Origin of the sequence: Mycobacterium sp., from assembly GCF_965229105.1 — a bacterium.
Taxonomy (GTDB): Bacteria; Actinomycetota; Actinomycetes; order Mycobacteriales; family Mycobacteriaceae; genus Mycobacterium.
Genome location: NZ_OZ245858.1, coordinates 5,502,141 through 5,525,780, shown reverse-complemented (window position 1 = coordinate 5,525,780; position 23,640 = coordinate 5,502,141). Strand labels below are relative to the sequence as shown.

The following is a 23,640-nucleotide window of genomic DNA, read 5'->3' as shown; positions in this document are numbered from 1 at the left end:
GTGCCATCGTGAGTTACCCGGAAAATGTCCTGGCCAAGGACGAGCAGGTGGTCCTGCATCGCCATCCGCACTGGAAGCGGCTCATCGGGCCGGTGCTGGTTCTCATCCTTGCCACCGCCGCCGCATCGTTCGTCGCGGCCTACGTCAACTCGTTGGGCTGGGAACAGACCGCCAAGACGGTGGTGTCGTTGGTGATTCTGGCGATCTGGTTGGTGCTGATCGGCTGGCTGACGCTCTGGCCGTTTTTCACGTGGTGGACAACACATTTCGTGATCACCGACCGCAGAGTGATGTTTCGGCACGGCTTGCTGACCCGTACCGGAATCGACATACCGTTGGCCAGGATCAACAGCGTGGAGTTTCGGCACGGACTATTCGACCGGATGCTGCGCACCGGAACCCTGATCATCGAATCAGCGTCGCAGGACCCGCTGGATTTTTACGATATTCCCCGTGTCGAGCAGGTGCATGCACTGCTCTATCACGAAGTCTTCGACACCTTGGGGTCAGAGGAATCGCCCAGCTGATCGGGCGACGGACGCCGGCTGGGCCTGCGTAACGGGGTGACCTTGGGGTGGTGGGCCTCGAACTCGTCCTCGAACACCTCGGCGATACCGCCGCCGGTGAGCGTGGATTCCAGGGCCTTCTCCGAGTCGCCTGCGAGAGCGTCGGGGAATACCCACCGCTTGAACGCCCAGAATCGGAAGCCCATCTGCAGCAGATTGCCGATGACGTAGGCCGAGACGAAGTCCGCGATGTTCTCCATGGTCAACGTCACATTGGGCACCCGCAGCTGCAGGACATAGCTGGAGAACCACAGTGGCGCCATGCTCAGAAGCACACCGACTGCGCTGAAACCGAAGAACAACAGTGCTTCGTGATGACGTTCCCTGCCGCCGCGGTCCCGGAAGCTCCACTCACGGTTGAGGATGTACGACGCGATGACCGCGACGACACCGGCGATGATCTTCGCCGTCACCGGTTTGGGCTCGAGAATCGTCAGCTTCAGCGTGTAGAAAATCGCCGAATCGATGATGAATGTGGTGCCACCGACGATGGCGAACTTGATGAGTTCATGGTGCCGTTCGGCGAATGGACGGACCGGTCGCGGTAAACGCGCGATCGTGGCATCAGCGAAGGACACAACTGATTAGTGTACGTATGCACCGGTCCCGCCGCGAAAGCGCTGTTGCGCCGCAGGTCAACCCGTCGCATCACGGTCATGACACCATGATGGCCGTGGCACCCACTTCACCCATTCGGCCCCCAAGGGCAAACCCCGTCGTCGCGATGATCGGTGGCGGTCAGCTCGCCAGGATGACCCACCAGGCCGCGATCGCCTTGGGTCAGACTCTACGAGTCCTGGCCGCCGACCCCGCCGACCCTGCCGCGCAGGTCAGCCCTGACGTGGTCATTGGCTCGCATACCGATCTGGACGCCCTGCGCAAGGTCGCCGCCGGCGCCGATGCCGTGACGTTCGATCATGAACACGTGCCGACCGAGATGCTCGACACCCTCGTCGCCGAGGGGTTCAACGTCGCGCCGCCACCTGAGGCGCTGATCCACGCCCAGGACAAGCTGGTCATGCGTCGGCGACTCGCCGCGCTGGGCGCGCCCGTGCCGCGCTACTCGGCAGTGGAGACCGCCGACGATGTGGTGGCGTTCGCCGAGCAGATCGGTGGCCCGGTGGTGATCAAGACGATTCGCGGCGGCTACGACGGCCGCGGCGTGAGCATGGCCGATGACGCGATAGCGGCCAGGGCGATCACCAGTGACTACCTCGATCGCGGCGTGCCGGTGCTGGTCGAAGAGAAGGTGGCGATGCGCCGCGAACTCTCGGCCCTGGTGGCGCGTTCGCCGTTTGGGCAGGGCGCGGCGTGGCCCGTGGTCGAAACCGTGCAGCGGGACGGGATCTGTGTCGAGGTGATCGCCCCGGCGCAGGATCTTTCCGACGACCTGGCCGCGGCCGCGCAGGAACTGGGCCTGCGACTGGCCCACGAACTCGGCGTTGTCGGCGTGCTGGCCGTCGAACTGTTCGAGACCACCGACGGCACGCTCTTGGTCAATGAGCTCGCGATGCGGCCGCACAATTCCGGTCATTGGACGATGGATGGATCGGTGACCAGCCAGTTCGAACAACATCTGCGGGCGGTACTGGATTACCCGCTTGGCGATACGTCGGCCACGGGGCCGGTGACGGTGATGGGCAATGTGCTCGGCGCACCGCAGACGCCTGCGATGTCGGTCGACGAACGGCTACACCACCTGTTCGCCCGCATGCCCGACGCGAAGGTGCATCTGTATGGCAAGGGCGAGCGCGCGGGACGCAAGCTCGGGCATGTCAATATTGTCGCGCCGCCAAACGGCGGCAGAAGCCCCGACGTGGCTGCCCTTCGGGAGCGTGCCATGAGGGCCGCGCACTGGTTATCGCACGCCGAATGGACCGACGGATGGGACGAACACTCATGAGCACACCGCTGGTCGGGCTCATCATGGGTAGCGATAGCGACTGGTCGGTGATGTCCGACGCCGCCGAAGCGCTTGCCGAATTCGAGATTCCTTTCGAGGTCGGGGTGGTCTCCGCGCACCGCACACCGGGCCGAATGCTCGACTACGCCCAAGGCGCCGTCGCGCGGGGCATCCAGGTCATCATCGCCGGTGCCGGGGGAGCCGCCCACCTACCCGGGATGGTGGCATCGGCCACGCCGCTACCGGTGATCGGCGTACCGGTCCCGCTGGCCCGCCTCGATGGGCTGGATTCCCTGCTGTCGATCGTGCAGATGCCTGCCGGTGTACCCGTGGCGACCGTGTCCATCGGTGGGGCCCGCAACGCGGGCCTGTTGGCGGCGCGGATCCTGGGCGCCTCTGATCCTTCGCTGCGCGACCGGATGATCCAGTTCCAAGCTGATCTGGAAGCGCTGGTGCTGGAGAAAGACCGCGCGTTGCGGGACCGACTTCTCGGAAACGACACAGCCGGGTAAAGTTACCGGCGAGTAGCAAGGAGACCATGATGGCTGGTTGGGCCGGTAATTCGTCGTTCGATCTATTTCAGCTGCCAGAGGAGCACGTCGAGCTCCGGGCCGCGATTCGAGCGCTGTCGGAGAAAGAGATTGCGCCGCACGCCGCGGATGTCGATGAGCACGCACGATTCCCGGAAGAGGCCTTGGCGGCCCTGAATGCCTCGGGTTTCAACGCGGTGCACGTGCCCGAGGAGTACGACGGGCAAGGCGCCGATTCGGTGGCAGCATGCATCGTCATCGAAGAGGTCGCGCGCGTCGATGCCTCAGCCTCACTGATCCCCGCGGTGAACAAACTGGGCACCATGGGCTTGATCCTGCGGGGCAGCGATGAGCTGAAGAAGCAGGTGTTGCCGTCCCTGGCCTCTGGCGAGGCGATGGCGTCCTATGCGCTCTCCGAGCGTGAGGCCGGCAGCGATGCCGCCTCGATGCGGACGCGGGCCAAGGCCGACGGGGATGACTGGATTCTCAACGGCGCCAAGTGCTGGATCACCAACGGCGGCAAGTCGACCTGGTACACGGTGATGGCCGTGACCGACCCGGATAAGGGCGCCAACGGCATTTCGTCGTTCATGGTGCACAAGGACGACGAGGGTTTCGCTGTCGGCCCCAAGGAACGCAAGCTCGGGATCAAGGGCAGCCCGACCACCGAGTTGTACTTCGAGAATTGCCGCATTCCCGGCGACCGGATCATCGGCGAGCCGGGCACCGGTTTCAAGACTGCGCTGGCCACGCTGGATCACACGCGCCCGACGATCGGTGCGCAGGCGGTGGGCATCGCCCAAGGTGCGGTGGATGCTGCGATCGCCTATACCAAGGACCGCAAGCAGTTCGGGCAGTCGATCTCTGATTTCCAGGGCGTGCAGTTCATGCTCGCCGATATGGCGATGAAGGTCGAGGCGGCCCGGCTGATGGTCTATTCGGCCGCTGCCCGCGCCGAGCGCGGTGAGGGCAATCTCGGCTTCATCTCGGCGGCGTCGAAGTGTTTCGCCTCGGATGTGGCGATGGAAGTCACCACCGATGCGGTGCAGCTTTTCGGTGGCGCCGGTTACACCACCGATTTCCCGGTGGAGCGAATGATGCGCGATGCCAAGATCACCCAGATCTATGAGGGAACCAATCAGATCCAACGAGTGGTGATGAGCCGCGCGCTGTTGCGCTGACCCCTCGGTAGCGCAGAGATTCACTGCGATGCGGTAGCGAACGCCTTCAGCGCGGCGTAGCCGGCCTTGGTGGTGAAATCTCGGCGAATGACACCAAAGTTGTCCTCGCGGTCTGCGAGGTTGGTGCCCGCATCGCGGATGGCGTAGATGAATGCCGGCCCCAGCCAGGCGGTGTCGCGGGCTGTCTGGAGCACGATCGAAATGGTCTGCGCCTGCACACTTTCGGTGACGGCATTCGGATCCGATCCGGTGGGGGCGCCATACTCGGTGAGCCACATCAATTTCGAGGTGTCACCGCCTGCGACCATCACGGCGCGCATCGGCGTCATCAGCTGAAATGCACTCCAGGACGCCGTGGTTGGATCGTTGGGCAACGCCGGATAGGTGTAGGGGTGCATCCCGACCGCGTCCAGGTACTTGTTGGCCCCCGCTGAATAGATCCCCTTGATGAATGTCAACGGTGCGATATCGGTGCCGTTGTCGCCTGCGGGCGAGAGCCCAGCGGAGACCACGGTCAGATCGGCGCTGACCGATTTGATGGCGGTATAGCTGGCGGTCAACAGTTTGTTGTAGGTGGCGATATTGGGTTTGGGTTTGAAGAACGCGACGATATTGGGCTCGTTCCACACTTCCCACGCCGGGATCTTGCCCAGGTATCGGGTCGCTGCGTCCTTGGCGAAGGCGGCAAAGGTGTTCGGGTCCGTCGGGGGAGTGTGACTGTCTGATGAGCCAGTGGCCCACGGTGGCGCGTACGTGACGAGCCCCAGCGGACTCATCCCTCTGGCGACAATGGCATTGACGACGCGGTCCGTGCCCGACCAGTCGCGCACACCCTTGTTGTATTCGATGGACGACCAGTCCACCCCAAGGCGCATGAGGCGCACACCGGCCGCGGCGGCCATATCCAACTCACGCCCCAAGTCGGCGTCCGACATCTGGAATAACGCACCGCTTTGGTTGCCCCCGACCAAACCGTGATAGTTCACTTGCACAGGTGGTGTCGTTGTGGGTGGGGACGTTGAGGGTGGGGACGAGACCACTGCAGGTGTGACAGTGACGGTGTCGACCAAGAGATTTCGGTCGCACAAGATGATTCCAAAGTCATTGGAGAAGGCGACGGAAAGGCTGTGCGAGCCGGCCGAAATGGTGACTGGCGTGGTGAATGTCGTCCAGGCGGTCGCACTGACCGCGGTAGAAATCACGGCCTTTCCGTCGACGGCCACGGTCATGGTCGGCGCACCGAAGCACTGCTGTCCCTTGGCTCGTACCGTGACCGCGCTTGAAGCAGCAAGTGAAATCGTCTTGGCGGCAGTGGAATTAGACAGCAGAAGAAGCGATGAGCCGCCGGTGGCAGTGCTGTCGCGGTGGACGGTTCCGCCGTAGGAGGGCGTGACCGCCATCGAATTGGCTTGCAGCACGACGTCGGCGGCGGAGGCCTGGGGCGCGCGCTGAAAGGCGACCAAATAGAGCATCGCGGATAGAAGCGCGAACAGGGCAATGCCTATACGGATCTTCCGCATCGGGTGCGCTCCTAAAACGGAGGGAATCTACGAGCACACTTTTCACTTCTGTCACTTTAAATGCAATGGAAACGCCTATCACTTTGGTAACGATGCATTGCGCGGGCCGGTCATCGGTGATGGATCCACTAATCACACACTGCGGCAATGGGTTTGGGTGTCCGTCCGATTCGGACATATTGTCGCAACAATGGTGAAATTCGCTAGGAATATCGATACTGGGAAGTTCCCCAGCGTAGCGGCCTTAACTTCACGCGAAAGGCAGGTAGCTGATTTGGTTGGTAAACGGGCTTTCTGATCTTCGGTGGTTTCCGCCGACCGCTCGCGGTGATGCAGAACGCCGCGACCGGTTCCAATGCGTTCGAGATAGTCCGGCCGATGTCGGAGACGAGTAGTCGCGTCGCCGGGCGGCGGTGTCGCCGGTAGCAAAGACGGAATTGCTGAACGATTTCTGGCACCTATCAATAAGAGTGCTGGAAGTGCGCGTCAGTGCGGAAGTACGCCACAGGTCAAAGCTGTTCTTCTGGCCATTTGTCGGGCGATGCAAGCTTGCCACTATGCGCCGCCCGTGCACATATTCCCAGCTCAATGACGATAAAGGCGCGCTAGCTCGCTGACGCCTGCGTCGGGTGCGAATGTTGGCTCCCGGATAGCCGCCGACCTGTCCACGACAGTGGTAAGGTCGACACGGTTATTAGCTGAGGTTGGATAGGCGAATAGAGGGGATGTCGCGGAGGTGTCGATAGTCCATACATGCGCCTACGCAGAAGTCCACCCGCAACAGTCCTCGCCCAACCCTTGGCCAAGCGCCGCTGGGCTGAAGTGATGCAGAGAATCATCAGTCAATGATCTGTCGTGACGATGTGGGAGATGTCGTGAAACCGCGGGTTTCTGTCTGCGTTCCGGCGCTGAACGCCGAGCGGACCATCGCTGCGACGCTGGACTCCATTCTCGCCCAGGATTTCGAGGATTTCGAGATCGTCGTGATCGACAACAACAGCAGCGATGGCACCCGGTCCATCGTGAACTCGATCCAGGATTCGCGTATCCGGCTTTACCACAACGAGACCACCCTCCCGATGGCTGACAATTGGAATACTGCGGTTCGCCACGCTCGGGGCGAGTTGTTCAAACTGGTCTGTGCCGACGACCTCATCGCGCCGCAGTGCCTGTCGATCCAAGTCGACACGATGGCCGACCCCGGTATCGCAGCCACCTCATCGTTATTCGACGTCGTTGACGACGACGGTGCAGTGATTGCCCGCCAGCTCGGGGCTCACGAACTCCAGGGTTATCGAACATCGGAACAGGCCGTGCGGACATTGGTTCGCAAGCTTCCCGATGAGGTGGGACCCACCGGTGCTTTTCTGTTCCGAAGCGCCGACATCGCCCAGACGGCGGGGTTCCGGGCCAACTTCATGTACGCGCTGGATATCGATCTCTGGGTCAGGCTGTGTGCCAAGGGTGCGTTCTACGGACAGTCGGTATCGCTGGCGTCCAACCGCGCGTCGACCTATAACCTGTCGAGCCGGACCAGCTCGATGAGCAAGTTCGTCGACATCATTCGATTCAATCACGCTATGGGGCAGGAGCTTTCGGATAGAATCCGACTGCTTGATGTCGCCACGGGCGATCTGCGGGTGGCGCGCGCAGCGTTGCGTCGCCTTGGCATCAAAACAGCCGATATCGCCAGAGGGCACCGGCGCATGTCGACATCGGTGAAGTAGCCCGAGCCCCGATCAGTCTTCGGTAAGCAGCCGCAGCATCCGTGGAGTGGTGACTGTGACGTCGTGTAGTCGGGCCACCTTCTCCCGGCCGCGCTGTGCCATCTCTGCGCGGAGTCCGGGTTCGGAGATCAGCGATGTGATGGCGTCGGCGAGCGCCGTTGGATCACCCGGGGTGACCAGGAGGCCTACGTCCCCATCGAGGTATTCCGCGGACCCGCCATGGTCGGTGGCGATCACAGGCACCCCAGCCGACATCGCTTCGAGGATCCCCAACGGTCCGGCTTCGGGCCCCACACTCGGTGATATCAGGGCAGTCCACCTGCTCAGGCACTGGGTGGAGTCGACGTGCCCGAGGAATCGGACGCGGCCGATCAGCTCGGGGTCGTCTGCGGTGCAACGAAGTTCGTCGACGTAGACGTCCTCGCCGGGAAAATGGTCACCAGCCAACTCCAGGTCGACACCGGGTACGAGCTTCATCGCTTCCAGGGCGACGCGGTGACCTTTCCATGGAGTGAGTTTGGCCAGTATCCCCACCACAGGACGCTCCGCCGTGGCGATGTGGGCCGGCTCGGTCTGCAGCTGCACGCCGTTGAACGACACCACAACAGGAAAGCCGAAATGCTCCAATTGCCTTGCGGTGGTGCGTGAAACGGCAACGGCGCGCCGGATGGCGTTGCGGCTGAACCGTACGACCATCCGCTGTTTGCGCATCGTCACGGTGTCGTGCACCAACCATGCGCAGCACCGCTTGCGCAGCGTCAACCGCAGGGCGGGCAGTGCGAACAGTGAGTTCACGATGATTCGGGTGTTGTCGTCGGTGGTCAGCGGACGCAGGATGATGGCGGCGCGTATCCAGCTCATCACCAACCGGACCATCGCGAAGTATCGGTCGATCCCGCTCGCGGCGGAGAACCCGAGCTTCGGTATCGGTACGTGGTCGATATCCACGGGCAGCTGTGCGCTCAACACCCCCGCGGGGCATGCGACCACCACCTGGTTGCCGTCGGCCAAGGCCGCCATCGCCAACGCGATCAGTACCCGTTCAGCGCCGGATACGGCATCGGTATGCGACACGAAGACGATTCGCCGCCCGGTTTTCGCGGGATAGCCCACGGCCTAACCCTTGGTCGCTGAGCGGCTGAAGGTGCGCCGCAGGCTTAGACCGCCGGTCAGGCCGAGCAGGTGAGCCGCGAGCAGGGTGACCGCGGGGTTGACACAGGCAAGTAGGACCCACGGCGCCGAACGCACGCCTGGCACCAGTGTGGTGATGGCAATGACCGCGGCGGCAAGGAGGGCCGGCCCAACGACAGCGCCTACCGGCAGCATCCCGGAAATCTTGACGCTGAACGCGACGACCACGCAGACCACCGCCAGTAGCGTGGCCTCACTGACGAGCGTGGCCCACGCCGCGCCGTGATAGGAGAAGCGGGGAATCAAAACAAGATTCAGGCCGACATTGAGTAGCAATACCAGCAATGACACCCAGGGATACACCTTGTGCTTGCCTGCTGAGACCAACACCATCAGCCCGAGCTGGGATAGCGCCGAGAGGCAAGCGCCGGTCACCAGCAGGTTGGTCGAGAAGGCCGCAGCCTCGAACCGTGCTCCGTAGAGCAGAGCCAATAGGTGGTTGGCGGCGGGCCAGAAGGCGGCCAGCCCTGCCGCGCCGAGGACGGCGATGATGGACGCCGCCCGATGGATGGCCCGGCGAAACGCGGCAGGATCGTTGGGCCACGCCGACACCATCAAGGTGGTGAACGGGGTGACCACGGCGACCGCGGCGACGAGTACGAAATCGGCGAACTTGTACCCGACCGAGTACAACCCGACCGCATCGAAACTGTCCAAGCGCGCCAGCATGACCAGGTCGATCTTCGAGGTCATTTCGATGAAGGCGAAGCCGATGCTCAGCGGCACAGCTTCGATGAGCATCTCTTTCCATCGCCATATCTCCGGTCGAGACATGGTGGCAGTGCCCACATGTCCGCGGCGCACCCCGCGGATCTTGCCGACGATACTGACCACTTCGTTGACGATCGCCGGGATCACGAACACGATGAGGATCGGTGCGAGAAGTGCTGCCAGGATCGTGAAGATGAGTTGTGCCAGCTGGCCGAGCATCTCGGCGGCGGCAACGTAGGTCAGCCGCAGCCGACTCTGGTACAACACCGTCAGCGCGTGACTGGGTGTCGCGATCACGACGACGATCCCCGCGACCGCCGTCGCCCATACGACGTGTGCGGAGTAGCCGGAGATAAGGACGAACAGGATCGCGACGACGTAACCGATGCACCCCAGGGCCACCCGCAGCAGGATGAAAGACGTAGCGACTCGGGCGCGTTCGTCCTCATCGCCATCGACGAGCTTGGCCAGCACGACGCGTCCGACGCCGAGATCGGTGACGATCGACATCAGGCCGAGCACGCCGAAGATGAACGAGAACTTGCCCCACTCGTCGGGGGACATCATCCGGGCGATGATCACCGTTCCGGCCCAACCCATCGCGGCAATCGCCACGCGGCTGGCGAGCAGCGAGAAAGTGTTGCGAACGGCACGTTCGGACGGTGAACGTTCGGCCTCTCGTTCGGCCTGATTTGTCACAAATGTGCTCCGGACAGGCCGTAGGCGTCCATCGTGAGCTCGGCGGTCCGAGTCCAGGTCAGCCTCTGCGCCGCGAGTTGTCCGCGCACGCTCAGTTCCGCCCTGGCCTCGGAGTCGTTGACCAGCAAGCGAAAAGCGTCGGTCCAATCAGCCAGCCGGTTCGTCGCCACCAGAACCGCGCCGTCGTCGACCACATCGGGTAGACCGCCGACCTTGCTCGCGACCACCGCGGCACCGCACGCCATCGCTTCGACAGGGGGCAGTCCGAATCCTTCATAGACCGACGCGTAGGCGACCACTGTGGCAGCGCAGTACATCGCGGGAAGATCTTCGATCGGTACGTAGCCAAGGCCGATGGCCGAGGCAGGCGCGAACCGGCCCGTCGACCCCTGGCCGGCGAGCACACACGGAATACCGAGTGTGCGGGCCGCCTCGGCGACCAGGTGCGGTCGCTTCCGCGGTTCAACGGTGGCCACCTGGAGGATGAACTTTTCCGGTAACTGATACTTCGCGCGGACGGCCTCCACCGCACCCGGCAGCGGAGGGGTCGCCCATGGGCCAGGTGCCAGGGGTGTCACCACGGACTGTCGTCCACTGATATCGCGGATTCGTTCGGCGGTGAACGTCGAGACGGCGATGATGACGTCGGCTCGCCGCAACGAGTCAGAGACCAAGGCCTGTTCTCCGAGCGCCCGCACCTTGCCAAAGGCCCACGGCACGTCGAAGACCGAGAGATCGTGCACGGTCGCGACCGACATGCGCGGTCCGGACACCGGCAGATCGACATCGAGGCTGTGGAAGATATCGGTCTTCCCCGTCGGCAGTTTTGCCTGTAATGCCCGCAGCGCGCCGTGGCTGTTCCGCATTGTCACAGCCTTGATTCCGGCCGGGAGTTCAGCCAGCGCCGATCGCTGGACCAGGGCAGATACGTCGCTGGTTGCGGGGAGCCCGGGACTGACTGCCCGCAAGAACTCCCGTGCATACGTGCTGACGCCGCCACTTCCTGGCTGCAGGGCGAGCGCTCCGAATGCGATCGCGCCGGCGGAAGTCGTCACGTGGCCGCACTCCTGTCTCACATAGCTGATCTCTCTGGTGCCACCGTTGGCGCTGGTCGATCTTAACTCTTCGCTGGCGAGCAGTCATGCTTTGCGTCTAGCAATACGCTAGACTTTGCCCGTGGCTAAGCGAAAGGACCAGGTCCCGGCTTTGGTCATGGTTGATAAATCCGAGGATCGAACTGTGGCCGCACCGCGATATGGTCGTCGGATCAGCAGGTGGGTGGGTTTTGAGTTCGCTGTCGATGCCGACGAAGAGCTCATGTTCGGCCCCGGCGGCCGCCGTCGGGACATGGCGGGGAGTTCGACATCGTTTCAATTTGCCAAATCTGCACGGCACGTAAAAAACTGAACCGTTGTGAAGTCGCTGAATTAACATCGTTGTGCAGTCCAGCCTGGGTGACCCGCGAGAAAGTGAATACCTGACGTGCTTATCAACCCACTAGAGGACGGCAGGACCCCTGACGTCATGGGCCATCTCAGGCGGCTGGTCAAGGTGTCAATTCCGTCGGCGGCGGTGGCGCTACTCGTTGGCTTGGCGGCCCAGTTTGTGTTGACCCAGGTCAAGCCCTCCTACACGGCCACCGTTACCGCCCAGATCGACGCTCAGATACCGGTGGTCAGCGGCGATGCCTACCTGTACCAAATGACCGCGCCGTATCTGGCGTTGGCGCAATCCCAGGCGGTTCGTCAGGCTACGGCCCACGAGATGGGCATCGATTGGGATGCCGAACGGGTGGGTAAAGACGCTGTTGTCACGGTCTCGAAATCCCCGCTCCTATTGGATGTTTCGGGCACCGCGCCGGACCGACAGCAAGCCTTGAAATTGGCGACGGTGACGGTAGAAGCCCTCGATAAGGAGTCCCGCGCGCAGCGTCTCCAGGAGCTGGATCGCGCCGTGGCAGTGCCCAGTGCAGAACTCGCACCGCTGCAACAACAGGTCGCGGCGATCGACGAGGCATTCACGAATACCTACGGTTACTCCGATCCGACCGCGGACGGCGATCCGGTACGCGCCGATCTGGTCCTGCGCATCCAGGATCTGACCAATCAGATCAACCGCATTCGTGAAGGCGGGGTGAACGGCCTGTCGGTGCTCGCCGCCCCTGACGCGGCGAGCATCACCCCCACCGCACCCGTGTCCAAATCTGTCGCGCTGTTCGCAGCCTTGCTGGCGTTCATCGTGACGGCCGAAACGCTGGCGTTCACTCGCGGTAGATTCGGGCGCCGCCTGACCATGCCCAGTGCGGAACGGATCACCGGCGCGAACTCGATGACAATCGAGACCAGGGAATCGACGTCGATCGGGTTCCCCCCGGTGACTGCAGGGTTGATCGCGCGCAGAGCCAGCCGAAATCAGCGGACGATGGTGATCGTCACCATTCGCGCGGAAAGCAGACTGCGGACCTGGCTGGCCGAAGAGTTGCACCCCGAGCTCATTGAGGTCGAACTCATGACGTCGAATTGGGCTGCGAAACTTGGTGATCAGATCGGGTTGGTCATCGTCATGGCGTGCGTCGGTGAGAACGCGCGCCGAGCTGTCGGGCAGACCGCGAAAACGTTGTCCAGCCTTGGCATTCCGAGTCGGATGGTGTTGATTCCGGTTCCGGGCGCGTTACCCACGATGGACTCCGAAACAGAAGAGCTCGTCGATGATGCTGCTGCTGAGCCCGCCGAAAGCGGTCTTCAGACCCACGATGTGGACGTCGATTCGTGAGGATCGCGCACCTGCTGAGCGAGTTGTGCGACACCGGGAACGGCATTGTCAATGTGGCGGTGGACCTGGCGTGCGCACAGGCTACCGATGGGCACGAGGTCATGGTGATCTCGTCCGGCGGCGGCTACGTCGAGCTGGTTGAGGCGTTCGGCGTTCAGCATCGCATCGTGCGCTTCGACCGTCGGCCAGGCTCACTTCGAACCGCCCGGCGCCGCCTGAACACTCTTCTCGCTGAGTTCGAGCCCGATATCGTCCATTCGCACACCCTGACGCCGGCGTTGTTGTCCTATCTCGTCCGACTCGAAAAGATCGTCAGGCGGCGTGCTGCTGACTATCGCCTGGTGACGACCGTGCACAACGAATACCAGCGTGGCGCAGTGCTGATGGGGCTCAGCGATGCGACCGTCAGCGTGAGCGATGCGGTCAGTGAAGCCATGGCCAGGCGTGGGATTCCCGAGCCGCGCCGAAAAATGGTGCATAACGGCACCATTGGCACACCGCGCAGGCGCCCTGCAGTTGAGGTCCCCGCGATCAGCCTTGGTGAGAGATCAATCGTCGTACTCGGTGCGGTATCGGAGCGCAAGGGTGCCGATGTCGTCGTCGCGGCCTTCGAACGGCTCGCGTCCGAGTTTCCCGATCTGTCTGTGTGGTTCGTGGGAAATCAGGATTGGCAGGAAGTGGTGACCAGGGCAACGGAGCTGTCCTGCGGTGACCGAATCCATTTTGTTGGCCTCGAACGTGAACCCGCGAAGTACCTCAATGCGGCCACCGTCATGGTTCTGGCGTCGCGGCGCGACCCATACCCGCTCGTGGTTTCGGAGGCCCGGGAAGCCGGGGTCCCGATCATCGCGTCTGCCGTCGACGGTATTCCCGAAGCTCTTGACGGTGGTGACTCTGGCTTACTCTTCCCCGTCGGTGACAGCGCGGAACTGGCCAGTTTGATCCGCCGCGTGTTGCTCTCGCCTGAGCTGAGAAGAGATCTCGCCGAAAAGTCGAGGCAGGGTACCGAGCGTTTCTCGGTGGACCGGATGAGCGCCGACTATATCGATGTCTATCTCGAACAGCTGGCGTTGCGGTGTTGATCGCTCTGGGCGCGCTCGGTGTGGCGGCGTACTTCATCTTCCAACGCGCGCAGCGGGGATTGCTCCTGCTGGCCGCGCTCACCCCGCTCAATGGCCTCCTGCCGATTCTTCCGTTTGGCGTCCCACCGTGGTGGAAAGAGGCCATGGTGCTGATGACGCTGCTGTCCGCGGCGTATGCCACCGGAGGAAGAGTGCCGCGGCGCCTGAACGTTCCGTGGTGGCCCGCGATGGCGGCGTTTGCCGTATTCGGTTGTGGCTCAGCCGTTGTCACATTGGGCGCACTGAGCTTGATACCGATCAAGATTACTTTTTTCTATCTGCTCGTCGTGGTTGTGCTCTGGCTGGCGCCGTTCACCGCGGCCGACCGTGACAAGCTGGTCACAATAGTTCTGGCGGTCGGTACCCTCAACGCCTGTTGGGGGATCGCGCAACAGTTCCTCGGCGAACAGTTCCTGGTTGACCTGGGCTATAAGTTCGGCGAACAGGTCCGGACCGCCGGCGACATGTTGCGCAGTTTCGGTACGTTCAATCAGCCCTTCGGCTACGGACTTTTCCTGATGTTGACCATCCTGATCGGTTTGACCGTCGCGCTCGGCGACCCGCGTCGGTTGCGCAATCGGGTCTTCTTTTGCCTCCTTCCTGTGCTGGTGGCGGGGATGGTGCTCTCGGTGGTTCGAGCCAGCTACGTCGGCCTGGCCGTCGGGATCTTATGGATTGGCGTTTTCCGATACCGAAAGATGCTGGCCGGTTTGATCATTGCGGGTGCCGTAGCGGTGCCCGTAATTCTGCTGGTAGTACCAAGCAGTGCCATCGCGACTGTCTTCTCGCCCGACAGCTTCGGTACGCGCGCCGAAGGCTGGCGGGTGTCATCGTTGCTGATCCTCGACAAGCCATTCGGCGCGGGCCTCGGCCGAGCGGGGTCGGCTGCCGATAAGTTGGTGACCGACCCAATCCAACTGCCGGAGAACCTGGCCAACCGCATCGACGGCGCCATGGCCTATTCCATGGGTGTGCCTTATCAGCCGGACAACTACTACGTGAAGATATTGATCGAGCTCGGTCCGTTGGGCCTGTGGTTCTTTCTGATGTTCGTGGTTGCGGCACTGATGTCCACACTCAACGTTGCTCGCAAGGCTGCCGACCGCATTGATTCCAGTTTTGCGATCGGAGTGGGCGCGGCGCTCGCTGCTGCGATGGTCGCGTCGCTGGTCTCGACGTATTTGGAGATCTTCCCGATGGACTACTACACCTGGCTGCTGCTCGGTGCCGTCGGCTCTATACCGCTGTCTCACAAAGTTATTCGGAGCGAACCACAATTCGATGCGCAGCCGGCCGTCGGAGCGCTGAGATGACGCTGGCACCTCGACGATTGCGGACCAGGCGCGTCATGGTGTTCTGCCATGTTGTGTTGCTGGTCGCCGCAGTCGCGTTGGTGGCGGCGCTGGGACCGTCGCCAGAATCGACTGCAGTACCGGTGAATTGTGCAGCCGGTGAGGATATCGGGATCGCCGGAGGCGCCGAACTGATGGGTCTGTCCGACGATGACCTGGCCCGGGAGTTGAACTCCATGCGTGCTGCCGGCGTTCGTTGGCTGCGGGTCGGCGCCGATTGGGCGGTGGTTGAAGGAACCCAGGGCCAGGAGGAGTGGGGCCAGACCGACCGCGTGGTGAGTTTCGCGCTGGCGCGCGGGTTTCGCATTCTCGGGGTCGTGCTGTCCACCCCGCCGTGGGCGCGCCCTGGTGACGTCGCAGGCGAAACATTCGCCTTCCCAGCGGATTCGAAAGAATTTGGGCGGTTCGCCGCTGACGCCGCCTCCCGCTACGCGGGACGGATCTCCTTCTGGGAGATCTGGAACGAGCCGAATAACCCCATCTTTGCCAAACCGCGTCCCGATGTCGCGGCGTATGGATCCTTGATCGAAGCCGCGTCCAGTCAGATTCGGGCTCGCGTTCCCGGCGTTCAGATCATCACCGCCGGACTTGCCCCCGCGGGTGACGATGGCGTGAGTATCGCTCCGACAACGTTTCTCGATCAGCTCTATCAGGTGGCTGACAAAGGCGCGTGGGACGCGGTTGGTATTCATCCCTATACCTATCCCGCGCTTCCCGACGATGCCGACACCGGTGATTGGAACGCCTTCCAGCGCATCGCTCTGATGCGAAACACCATGGTGGACAACGGTGATGGCGGAAAGAAGATCTGGATCACCGAGTTCGGCGCGCCCACCGGTGGCGCACCTGACCAGGCCGTCTCCGAAGACGCGCAGGCCGCCGCCATCAGAGAGGGGATCGATCGGATGCGTGACGCAACCTACTTCGGGCCCTTGTTCATCCACCAGAGCCGCGACCGTGGCGACAATCCCAACGATGTCGAAGACCACTTCGGTCTGTTGCGGGCCGACTTCTCCGAGAAACCGGCCTATTCAGTGGTCTCTGCGATGTCGGGGACGTGTTAGGCATGTCCTCAACCCGTATCGCGATCGTGCACGAACGGTTCACCGAGATCGCCGGTTCCGAACATGTCGTCGAACAACTGGCGCAGCAGTGGCCTGATGCGGATGTGCACGTCCCGTTGGCCAGAGCCGCGGGTGTGCCTGCCGGATTGTCGGCGCCGCCGGTGACCACCTGGCTCGACGGCGGCTACCGACTGCTCGGGCAGCGGTCGTATGCGCCACTGACGCCGCTGATACCGCGGTCCTTCCGGGGAATGCGGCTGGGACCGGTGGACGTCGTCGTCGCCAGCCATCACGCGTTCGCCACTCAGGTGGTGTTCGCCACCGACGCGCCGGTGATCGCCTATGTGCACAGTCCGGCGCGGTGGGCGTGGGATCCCGCGCTGCGCGCGCAGGAAGCCGGCGGCGCGGTGGGTGCGGCGGTGCTGTCCGCGTTGTCGCGGGTGGCGCGAGACGGTGAACTGGCCGCAGTGGGCCGGGTGCGTCAGGTAGTTGCGAATTCGACAGCTGTTGCCGACCGGATCGCGCGTTGGTGGGGGCGGGATGCGATCGTCGTACATCCACCGGTGGACACCGACGGCTTCACCCCGGACACGTCCGTCGCGCGCGAGGATTTCTTCCTGCTGGCCGGCCGGTTGGTGCCGTACAAGCGGCCCGATCTGGCGATCAGAGCCGCGAAAGAAGCGGGCAAACGCTTGATCGTGGTCGGCGATGGCAGGGCCATGAACGCGTGTCGAGAGCTGGCGGGTCCGGACACCACATTTGTGGGCCGGGTGTCACATCAGGAGTTACTCGACCTCTATCGCCGGGCCAGGGCGGTTCTGATGCCTGGTATCGAGGATTTTGGCATTGTGCCGGTCGAGGCGATGGCCACCGGTGCGCCGGTGATCGCACTCGGTGCCGGCGGTGCTCTGGACACGGTGGTGCCGGAGGTTTCGGGCGCCCTGGTGACCGCGGGTTCGGATCAGGACGTGGTGGGCGGTTTCGCAGCGGCGATGGAGTCGTTTCGGCCCGCCGACTACGACGACGGCACGATCCGGACGTGGGCGCAGCGGTTCTCCAGAGAGAACTTCCGCAGCCAGATGCGTGGCGTGGTCGACGGCGTCCTGACGGCCTAGGGCTGCGCCCGGGGCGGCGTGCCCCATTTCCTGTGGTGTCGTTCCCTGTGGTGGGTTCGCTAACTCTTTTCTGCCGTCTCCGGGGGCCGCTCGCGCACTCGATGGCTTCGGTAGAAAAGAGTGCTGAAACTGCATGTCGCCACCGAAGAGCGAGAGTGCCACTGGACAATGGCGGTCGATCGAAAAGAATTTACATTTTTTACAGCAAATCTCATATGGAGCACAGGCTATGCGATGCTGTAGATAACGCCAGTTCAAAGGAACTTAGGTCGAATAGGTCGACTTTTCGGCAAACCTTTGTCCTCGATGCATTTGTGATGTACGACACTCAATCTGCGTCAGGTGTAGCCAGTCGGGTCGATACGTGAAAATATTAGCTGGTATTGCCATCAGCTAATGAAAGTTGCCCTGAGACGATGTCAGCTGCGTATCCGTCAGATGAGGCGGAAACGGATTTCGCCATACCGTCCATGAGCTCCGGCGCAGCGGCCGTCGAGCCAAACCGGCACTCCGCAAGTCCCTCCGGGATGACGTCGAACGTGGTACCGCTGCGCGGTGCTCTGGACGAGCAAACCGCCCGCGATATCGACGATCTCAAGGGCTTCGGCGACCTCAAGGGCTTTGACGACCAACGCGTCACCCAGTTACTTGACGATGCGACGGCTTACACGGCGGAGGGCCGACGGTGGCAGCAGTCATACCGTCGGCGGGTCATGGCGGTCGACGCTTTCGTCGTTATCGCTGCGGTAGTACTGGCTCAGGTCGGCAGGTTCCAGATCCTCGGTACCGACGCATCCGGCTATGTGAGCTGGCAACGGGCCACGGCACTCTCGGTCGGTCTGGCGCTGACCTGGCTGGTCGCCCTCGGCGTACTCCAGTCACGGGATATCTCGCTCGTCGGTGTCGGCAGCGAGGAGTACCGGCGGGTGGTGTCGGCGACCGCGTGGGTATTCGGATTGACGGCCGTCACCAGCCTCATCCTGCAGACCCAGTTGTCGCGCGGATATCTGATGATCGCCCTGCCGCTGGGCCTGGTCGGTCTGCTGTCCGGACGCCATGCCATCCGCCGCGATCTGGCGAGACGTCGGCTGCGCGGTGAATTCGTCACCCGCGTACTGATTCTCGGGAAGCCGGAACAGGCCGCGGTGCTGTGTACCAGCCTTGATCGCTCGAAGGACGTCGGGTATGCGGTGGCTGGGGTCTGCATCCCGGATTACGACGGCGCGGTCGGTCAACAGCTGATCACCCCCACCGGCTCGTTGCCCATCCTTGGTGACGAGAACTCGGTCGAAGTCGCGCTGCGGCTGACCGGCGCGGATGCCCTGGCGGTTACCGCAGTCGAGCATCTGGGCCATGAGAAGATGCGAAAGCTGGCCTGGCGGCTGGATTCCCTCGGCGTGGACATCATCGTCGTGCCCGGTATGACCGATATCGCGGGACCCAGGCTCAAACTCCGACCGATCGACAACCTTCCGCTTTTTCATATCGCCCGACCGCGACACGGCGGCCCGTCGATGTACGGCAAGCGCATCTTTGACCTGGTCCTCGGCAGCGCCGCACTGGCGGTCATCCTGCCCGCGATGCTGATCACCGCGTTGGCGATCAAGTTCGACGATGGCGGGCCGGTGTTCTTCCGGCAGAGTCGCGTGGGCCAGCACGGAAAGCTGTTCAGGATCATCAAGTTTCGCAGCATGTCCGTTGACGCCGAGGTCCGTAAGGGCGCCGAGCAGGCTGCGGCGGGCAGTGCGGGCGTGTTCTTCAAATCGGCTGCCGACTCTCGGGTGACCCGGGTCGGCCGGCTGATCCGGGCGACCAGCCTCGACGAGTTGCCCCAGCTGTTCAACGTTCTCGCCGGGTCGATGAGCATGGTGGGCCCACGGCCGCTGGTACCCGGTGAGGGGGAGTCGGTCGAGCATTTCGTGCAGCGGCGCGCTCTCGTCAAGCCCGGTATCACCGGGCTGTGGCAGGTCTCGGGCCGTTCGGATGTCTCCGAGGAAGAGCGGATCCGGCTCGACCATTCTTATGTCGACAACTGGTCGTGCGTGCAGGACCTGGTCATCGTGTGGCGGACGGCGCGGGCTGTGCTGAAGCGCAACGGAGCCTACTGACCGATCCACGCGGCGGCAGTAGCCTCAGTCGGTGGAAATCGATCAGTCACGAGCAGCCCTCGATCTTGCGGTTCTGCGCGGTATCACCGCGGCAGGCCATTGGCGCCGGATAGACGTCGTCTCCCAGACGGGATCGACCAACGCCGATCTGCTGGCCCGGGCTGCCGGAGGTGAAGACATCCGAGGCGCCGTGCTGGCCGCGGAGTTTCAAGATGCCGGGCGCGGCCGGCATGGGCGCGTGTGGTCAGCGCCGGCCCGGTCTCAGCTCTCTGTCTCGGTCGCGGTCGACGCCGCCGACGTCCCGTCGTCGGGGTGGGGGTGGTTGCCGCTGGCAACCGGGGTGGCGCTGGTGGATGCAGTGGCCGAGGTGACCGGTATCCAGGCCGGGCTGAAGTGGCCCAACGATGTGCTCGTCCCTGGTGGAAAGCTGGCAGGCATCCTGGCCGAGGTGGCCGCACCCGCGCCGGTGATCGTCGTTGGATTCGGCCTGAATGTGTCGCTGACCGCGGCGGAGGCGCCGGATCCGGCAGCAGTGTCGCTAGCGATGCTAGGCGTCTCCGACGTGGATCGAAACGTGTTGTTAGCCAAGATTCTTGAACAACTCGCCAGCCGTATCGCGAGATGGCACGAGGCCAGCGGCGCCGATGAAGGGCTCTCCGCCGACTACCGCAGGCACAGCCTGACACTCGGCACCGATGTCCGAGCCATCCTGCCGGGCGACCGGCAGATCATCGGAACGGCACGGGATGTGGACGAGATGGGCCGATTGCTGATCGATACCGCAGAAGAGAGCGTGACTGTCGCTGCCGGCGACGTCACGCACCTACGTCCGGGCGGCTGACGGCGCTCGTCGGCGGCACGCGCTGGACCGGTGGTATCGGCGACCTGTCCGTAGTTGTGGTCGGACCCTGGGCGGCCGGGCCGTTGAGTGCCTGAAAGCCGTAGACGAACAATGAGGTCGAGACCAGCGCCCACGCCATCCCGATCGCCCAACCCACGTCGGTGTTGTCAATGGCATTGGCCAGGAAGAAGACGGCGACGGCGACCAACGGATACCCGAGGGTGATGTAGAACCGGGCGTCCGGACTGGTCCTCCAGTTGGGGTGTCGACGCGTATGAAAATGCCAGGCGCCCAGCACAAGGACCATCACGATGCCCACTGTCGTGGTCGTGACCGTCACTAGCCCCCCAGGCTGTCGTCGCCAACTTCCTGGTACCACTGTGCGCCGGGGCTACTGTCGCCGCAACATTCCCACGCGTATCAGTGTTGGGCTTTTCGCGCCTCCACGGGGCTGACGGTGTTCTGCGGGATCGACTCCATTTCGCGTGCAACCGCACGACGGCGCACAGCGGCCCCGTTGAGGCAGTTGAAACCGAAGACGAACGAGACCATGGCGGCCAACGCCCATGCGTTGCCCAGTGCCCATTCCCAGCCGGTCGAGGTGGGCGAGGCGGTCAACCAATACACGGCGAGGGCGACCATCGGGTAGCCACTGACGATGTAGAACCGACCGTCGCCGCATACCGACCAACTGGGGTGGCGCCGGGTGCGAAAGTGCCACACCGACAAGACAGTGACCGTGATGATCGCGGCGAACGTCACGTCCATGCGAACTCCCGGCTTCGTCGACGGTGTTGTTGCTTCTACTGTGCACCCGATTGGGCCCCAGATCCGGCAACCGCACCGACATTACTGATAACGAAAATAACAGCCCTACCTGGGTGCCCGGAAGGGAAATCCTGAAATGTCGCTGAGATTGTCCCATTCTGTTGCGGATGGCGAGGAAATTGACGCCTGCGCTGCGGGTTTTATGTGGATTTGATGTGAGACCGCCGGGGGCTGATTTGCTGGATCGGCGACGTCAGGCGAAAGTGCGAGTAACTTTCTCGCTGTCGCGGCGACGTTCCTGGACGGCCGGATCCGGGTTGGCGACCTGCACCAACGACGCACCAGCGGCGTATACCGCCAGCAGATTGGCCACCAGCAGATCCGGGGTCGCCCAGTCACCCGCCGACCACACCCGGTCCGCTGCGGTCAGTCCCAGGTCCGCCGCTGCGGCGCGGGCCGACGCGAGGATGTCATCTGTCGACCGGTCGGCCAGCGCATTCCCGGGGGACCGTTCCGGCACGATCTGGTCACCGTGCACCCGCACCGACGTCGCGTAATCGGTCAGTCCGACGGGCAGGTCGGGTACCGGCTTTCCGAACGGGTCCAGCGACAGGACGGCGATCTCACCCATCCCGGCCACCTGATCGGCTTCATCGAGGCGTCCGGCGGTACACAACGCCAGATCTGCCGAACCGTCTGCCGAGCCGGTGCCGGCGCCCGGAAGCACGACCTCGGCGCCGATCCACCAGATTCCGAAGAGCACCGCCGCGGTCTGCCAGTGGGCCGGGAGCAGTACCGCCACGCGACTACCGGGACCGGCCCCCAATTCATCGCGCAACAGGTTGGCCGTCTTGGCCGCCCAGTTGGCCAGCGTCACCCCGGAGAGCTCGATCCGTTCCCCGGTTGCATCGTCGTAATAGGTGATCCGCGGTCCCATCGGGTCGTCGCGGAGCAGCGGGTCCAGCAGCGCGCTGGAGAGGTTGACCGGCACGCTAGCTGACACACTGGGGGTCGTTGGACCCGGCGGTGATGATCGGCGATGGCGGGGGAGCGGTGGTGTCTGTGGAGGCGGCCGCCTGGTCGACGGTGGCAGTGTCCATCGTCGGGTCGGTGCCCTGGAGGCCGGATCCGGGGCCCGTGTAATCGCCTGCCAACACCACCCGCACCGAACCCTGGGGTACGGAGTCGTCGGTGACGACGGGCAGCCCGCCCAGTTCCTTGGCGACCGCCACAGCGCCGAGATCATCGGACGCGGTGGCCTGCACCTGACTGTTGGATACGGAACCGCTTTCGTTATTGCCCACGTTTCCACCACTGAAACCCTTGGCGGCCAACACCTCCGACACCGCGGCCGCCAGTCCGTTGATCTGGGTGTCGTTGACGACCTCGACGGTGGTCTTATCAGGCGAATACGCCAATTCCTCGGTCTTGCCCTCGTCCTGGTCGTGCAGCAGACCGGTCACCCAGTCCTTGACCGCGACGGGATCGACCCGAACCACGCTCTGCATACCGTCATCGCTCCAGCCGGCCTCATCGAGTACCGGAATGGTTGCGAAGGCCACGCTGCCGCCGGCCAGCTTCTGCAGCTGGTCGACGAAGCCCATGATGTCCCAGCCGTCGCTGAGCACGACTGAGCGCTGTACGGCCTGCTGCAAACGATCCAGCGTGGCCGGGCTCGAAAGTGTCTTCCCCGAGATCACTTGGTGGGCAAGGGAAGCCATCACGACTTGCTGGCGCACCACCCGATCGAGATCGCCGCGGGGCAGATCATGGCGCTGCCGGACGAAGCTCAGGGCTTGTGGCCCGTTCAGTCGCTGCCAGCCCGCCGGAAAGTCCGCGCCCGAAAGAGGTTCGTAGACGGCATCTTTGAGGCAGACATCGACACCGCCGATGGCATCGGTGATCAACGAGAAGCCCAGCAGCCCGATTTCGGCGTAATGGTCGACGGTGACCCCGGTCAGATCGGCGACGGTTTTGATCAGAGCTTCGCGACCCGCCTCCGTTGCCTTGGGCTCGGCTATCGCGGGATCTTCACCCTGTTCTTCGACGTACTGCTTCATTTTCTCGAGTTTGACCTGGCCGAAGACGCCGTTGATCTTCGTCTTGCCGAGATCGCCCGGCGCCTCGACATAGGAGTCACGCGGGATCGAGATGGCGGTGGCCGACTGCCCGTTATTGGGGATGCGGACCAAGATGATGGTGTCGGTGTTGGTCGAGACGTCGTCGCCGGCATGCAGCGTGGCCAGTTCGTCGGCCGATAACGGGTTACCGTGCGCGTCGGTCCGGCTGTCCATCCCCACCAGCAGGATGTCGATGGCGCCGTCATCGCCGCCACCGCCGAGCGCGGCGGCACTGATGTGGTTGATGCCCTGCTCGAAGGAGCGGATCTTGCTCCACGCCACGCCCGTGACGAGCACTATCGACAGTGCAACCACGGTGGCGAGGATTCGAAGGACCCGGGCTGGCATCAG

Annotated in this window: 21 protein-coding genes; 12 read left to right on the top strand and 9 right to left on the bottom strand. The window is 63.4% G+C overall.

The features are described from left to right. Window positions 1–8: 8 nt before the first annotated feature. Window positions 9–527: a PH domain-containing protein gene (locus tag ADBZ9O_RS25990; protein ID WP_526525962.1), complete on the top strand. Its 519-nt coding sequence runs from the start codon at window positions 9–11 to the stop codon at window positions 525–527. Here the strand turns inward: ADBZ9O_RS25990 and ADBZ9O_RS25985 are convergent. Then, complete coding sequence (locus tag ADBZ9O_RS25985; protein ID WP_526525961.1) at window positions 482–1,144, bottom strand: GtrA family protein; 663 nt, start codon at window positions 1,142–1,144, stop codon at window positions 482–484. The genes ADBZ9O_RS25990 and ADBZ9O_RS25985 overlap by 46 nt on opposite strands. A gap of 86 nt (window positions 1,145–1,230) precedes the next feature. On the opposite strand from ADBZ9O_RS25985, the gene ADBZ9O_RS25980 reads away from it, so the two are divergent. The 3 genes from ADBZ9O_RS25980 to ADBZ9O_RS25970 are packed head-to-tail and all read left to right on the top strand — an operon-like array spanning window position 1,231 to window position 4,180. Then, window positions 1,231–2,469 carry a 5-(carboxyamino)imidazole ribonucleotide synthase gene (locus tag ADBZ9O_RS25980; RefSeq protein ID WP_526533510.1) on the top strand — a complete coding sequence of 413 codons (1,239 nt, stop codon included), beginning with the start codon at window positions 1,231–1,233 and terminating at the stop codon, window positions 2,467–2,469. Continuing rightward, complete coding sequence (gene purE, locus ADBZ9O_RS25975) at window positions 2,466–2,981, top strand: 5-(carboxyamino)imidazole ribonucleotide mutase (RefSeq protein ID WP_526525960.1); 516 nt, start codon at window positions 2,466–2,468, stop codon at window positions 2,979–2,981. The genes ADBZ9O_RS25980 and purE overlap by 4 nt, the downstream gene beginning before the upstream one ends. Window positions 2,982–3,010: 29 nt before the next feature. After that, window positions 3,011–4,180, top strand: a complete 1,170-nt coding sequence (locus ADBZ9O_RS25970) for an acyl-CoA dehydrogenase (RefSeq protein WP_526533508.1) — start codon at window positions 3,011–3,013, stop codon at window positions 4,178–4,180. A gap of 20 nt (window positions 4,181–4,200) precedes the next feature. Here ADBZ9O_RS25970 and ADBZ9O_RS25965 read toward each other — a convergent pair whose 3' ends face one another. Then, a complete protein-coding gene (locus ADBZ9O_RS25965) occupies window positions 4,201–5,700 on the bottom strand; it encodes a carbohydrate-binding domain-containing protein (protein ID WP_526525959.1) in 1,500 nt (499 codons plus the stop codon). A gap of 875 nt (window positions 5,701–6,575) precedes the next feature. Between ADBZ9O_RS25965 and ADBZ9O_RS25960 the strand changes: the two genes are divergently transcribed. Next, window positions 6,576–7,427 (top strand): glycosyltransferase family 2 protein, encoded by an 852-nt coding sequence (locus ADBZ9O_RS25960; protein WP_526525957.1) that lies wholly within the window; start codon window positions 6,576–6,578, stop codon window positions 7,425–7,427. Between the two features lie 12 nt (window positions 7,428–7,439). Here the strand turns inward: ADBZ9O_RS25960 and ADBZ9O_RS25955 are convergent, their stop codons facing one another. From ADBZ9O_RS25955 to ADBZ9O_RS25945, 3 genes are read right to left on the bottom strand one after another with little or no spacing between them, the layout of a single operon-like run. Further along, complete coding sequence (locus tag ADBZ9O_RS25955; protein WP_526525956.1) at window positions 7,440–8,540, bottom strand: glycosyltransferase family 4 protein; 1,101 nt, start codon at window positions 8,538–8,540, stop codon at window positions 7,440–7,442. Window positions 8,541–8,543: 3 nt separating this feature from the next. Further along, entirely contained in the window at window positions 8,544–10,028 is a 1,485-nt protein-coding gene (locus ADBZ9O_RS25950; protein ID WP_526525954.1) for an oligosaccharide flippase family protein, read from the bottom strand. After that, window positions 10,025–11,083 carry a glycosyltransferase family 4 protein gene (locus ADBZ9O_RS25945; RefSeq protein ID WP_526525953.1) on the bottom strand — a complete coding sequence of 353 codons (1,059 nt, stop codon included), beginning with the start codon at window positions 11,081–11,083 and terminating at the stop codon, window positions 10,025–10,027. The genes ADBZ9O_RS25950 and ADBZ9O_RS25945 overlap by 4 nt, the downstream gene beginning before the upstream one ends. A gap of 469 nt (window positions 11,084–11,552) precedes the next feature. Here ADBZ9O_RS25945 and ADBZ9O_RS25940 point away from each other — a divergent pair, with 469 nt between their 5' ends. From ADBZ9O_RS25940 to ADBZ9O_RS25910, 7 genes are all read left to right on the top strand, one after another. Then, window positions 11,553–12,800, top strand: a complete 1,248-nt coding sequence (locus ADBZ9O_RS25940; RefSeq protein WP_526525952.1) for a hypothetical protein — start codon at window positions 11,553–11,555, stop codon at window positions 12,798–12,800. Then, entirely contained in the window at window positions 12,797–13,882 is a 1,086-nt protein-coding gene (locus ADBZ9O_RS25935) for a glycosyltransferase family 4 protein (RefSeq protein WP_526525951.1), read from the top strand. The genes ADBZ9O_RS25940 and ADBZ9O_RS25935 overlap by 4 nt, the downstream gene beginning before the upstream one ends. Then, a complete protein-coding gene (locus ADBZ9O_RS25930) occupies window positions 13,876–15,234 on the top strand; it encodes an O-antigen ligase family protein (protein ID WP_526525950.1) in 1,359 nt (452 codons plus the stop codon). Before ADBZ9O_RS25935 ends, ADBZ9O_RS25930 begins: the two co-directional genes overlap by 7 nt. Then, entirely contained in the window at window positions 15,231–16,337 is a 1,107-nt protein-coding gene (locus ADBZ9O_RS25925) for a beta-xylosidase (RefSeq protein WP_526525949.1), read from the top strand. The genes ADBZ9O_RS25930 and ADBZ9O_RS25925 overlap by 4 nt, the downstream gene beginning before the upstream one ends. Window positions 16,338–16,339: 2 nt before the next feature. Then, the gene (locus ADBZ9O_RS25920; protein WP_526525948.1) at window positions 16,340–17,452 is read left to right on the top strand and encodes a glycosyltransferase; all 1,113 of its coding nucleotides are present in this window, start codon (window positions 16,340–16,342) and stop codon (window positions 17,450–17,452) included. A gap of 470 nt (window positions 17,453–17,922) precedes the next feature. Beyond that, the gene (locus tag ADBZ9O_RS25915) at window positions 17,923–19,560 is read left to right on the top strand and encodes a sugar transferase (protein WP_526525946.1); all 1,638 of its coding nucleotides are present in this window, start codon (window positions 17,923–17,925) and stop codon (window positions 19,558–19,560) included. Between the two features lie 31 nt (window positions 19,561–19,591). Then, the gene (locus ADBZ9O_RS25910; protein ID WP_526525944.1) at window positions 19,592–20,401 is read left to right on the top strand and encodes a biotin--[acetyl-CoA-carboxylase] ligase; all 810 of its coding nucleotides are present in this window, start codon (window positions 19,592–19,594) and stop codon (window positions 20,399–20,401) included. Here ADBZ9O_RS25910 and ADBZ9O_RS25905 read toward each other — a convergent pair. The 4 genes from ADBZ9O_RS25905 to ADBZ9O_RS25890 all read right to left on the bottom strand — a co-directional run bounded on the left by ADBZ9O_RS25905 (window position 20,376) and on the right by ADBZ9O_RS25890 (window position 23,637). Further along, a complete protein-coding gene (locus ADBZ9O_RS25905) occupies window positions 20,376–20,741 on the bottom strand; it encodes a hypothetical protein (RefSeq protein WP_526525942.1) in 366 nt (121 codons plus the stop codon). The two genes, ADBZ9O_RS25910 and ADBZ9O_RS25905, sit on opposite strands and share 26 nt — an antisense overlap. Window positions 20,742–20,821: 80 nt before the next feature. Next, on the bottom strand, window positions 20,822–21,169 hold the full coding sequence (locus tag ADBZ9O_RS25900; protein ID WP_526525941.1) for a hypothetical protein: 348 nt from the start codon (window positions 21,167–21,169) through the stop codon (window positions 20,822–20,824). A gap of 253 nt (window positions 21,170–21,422) precedes the next feature. Then, window positions 21,423–22,106, bottom strand: coding sequence for a TIGR03089 family protein (locus ADBZ9O_RS25895; RefSeq protein WP_526533506.1), 684 nt, complete (start codon window positions 22,104–22,106; stop codon window positions 21,423–21,425). Between the two features lie 55 nt (window positions 22,107–22,161). After that, on the bottom strand, window positions 22,162–23,637 hold the full coding sequence (locus ADBZ9O_RS25890; protein WP_526525940.1) for an LCP family protein: 1,476 nt from the start codon (window positions 23,635–23,637) through the stop codon (window positions 22,162–22,164). Window positions 23,638–23,640: the final 3 nt, after the last annotated feature.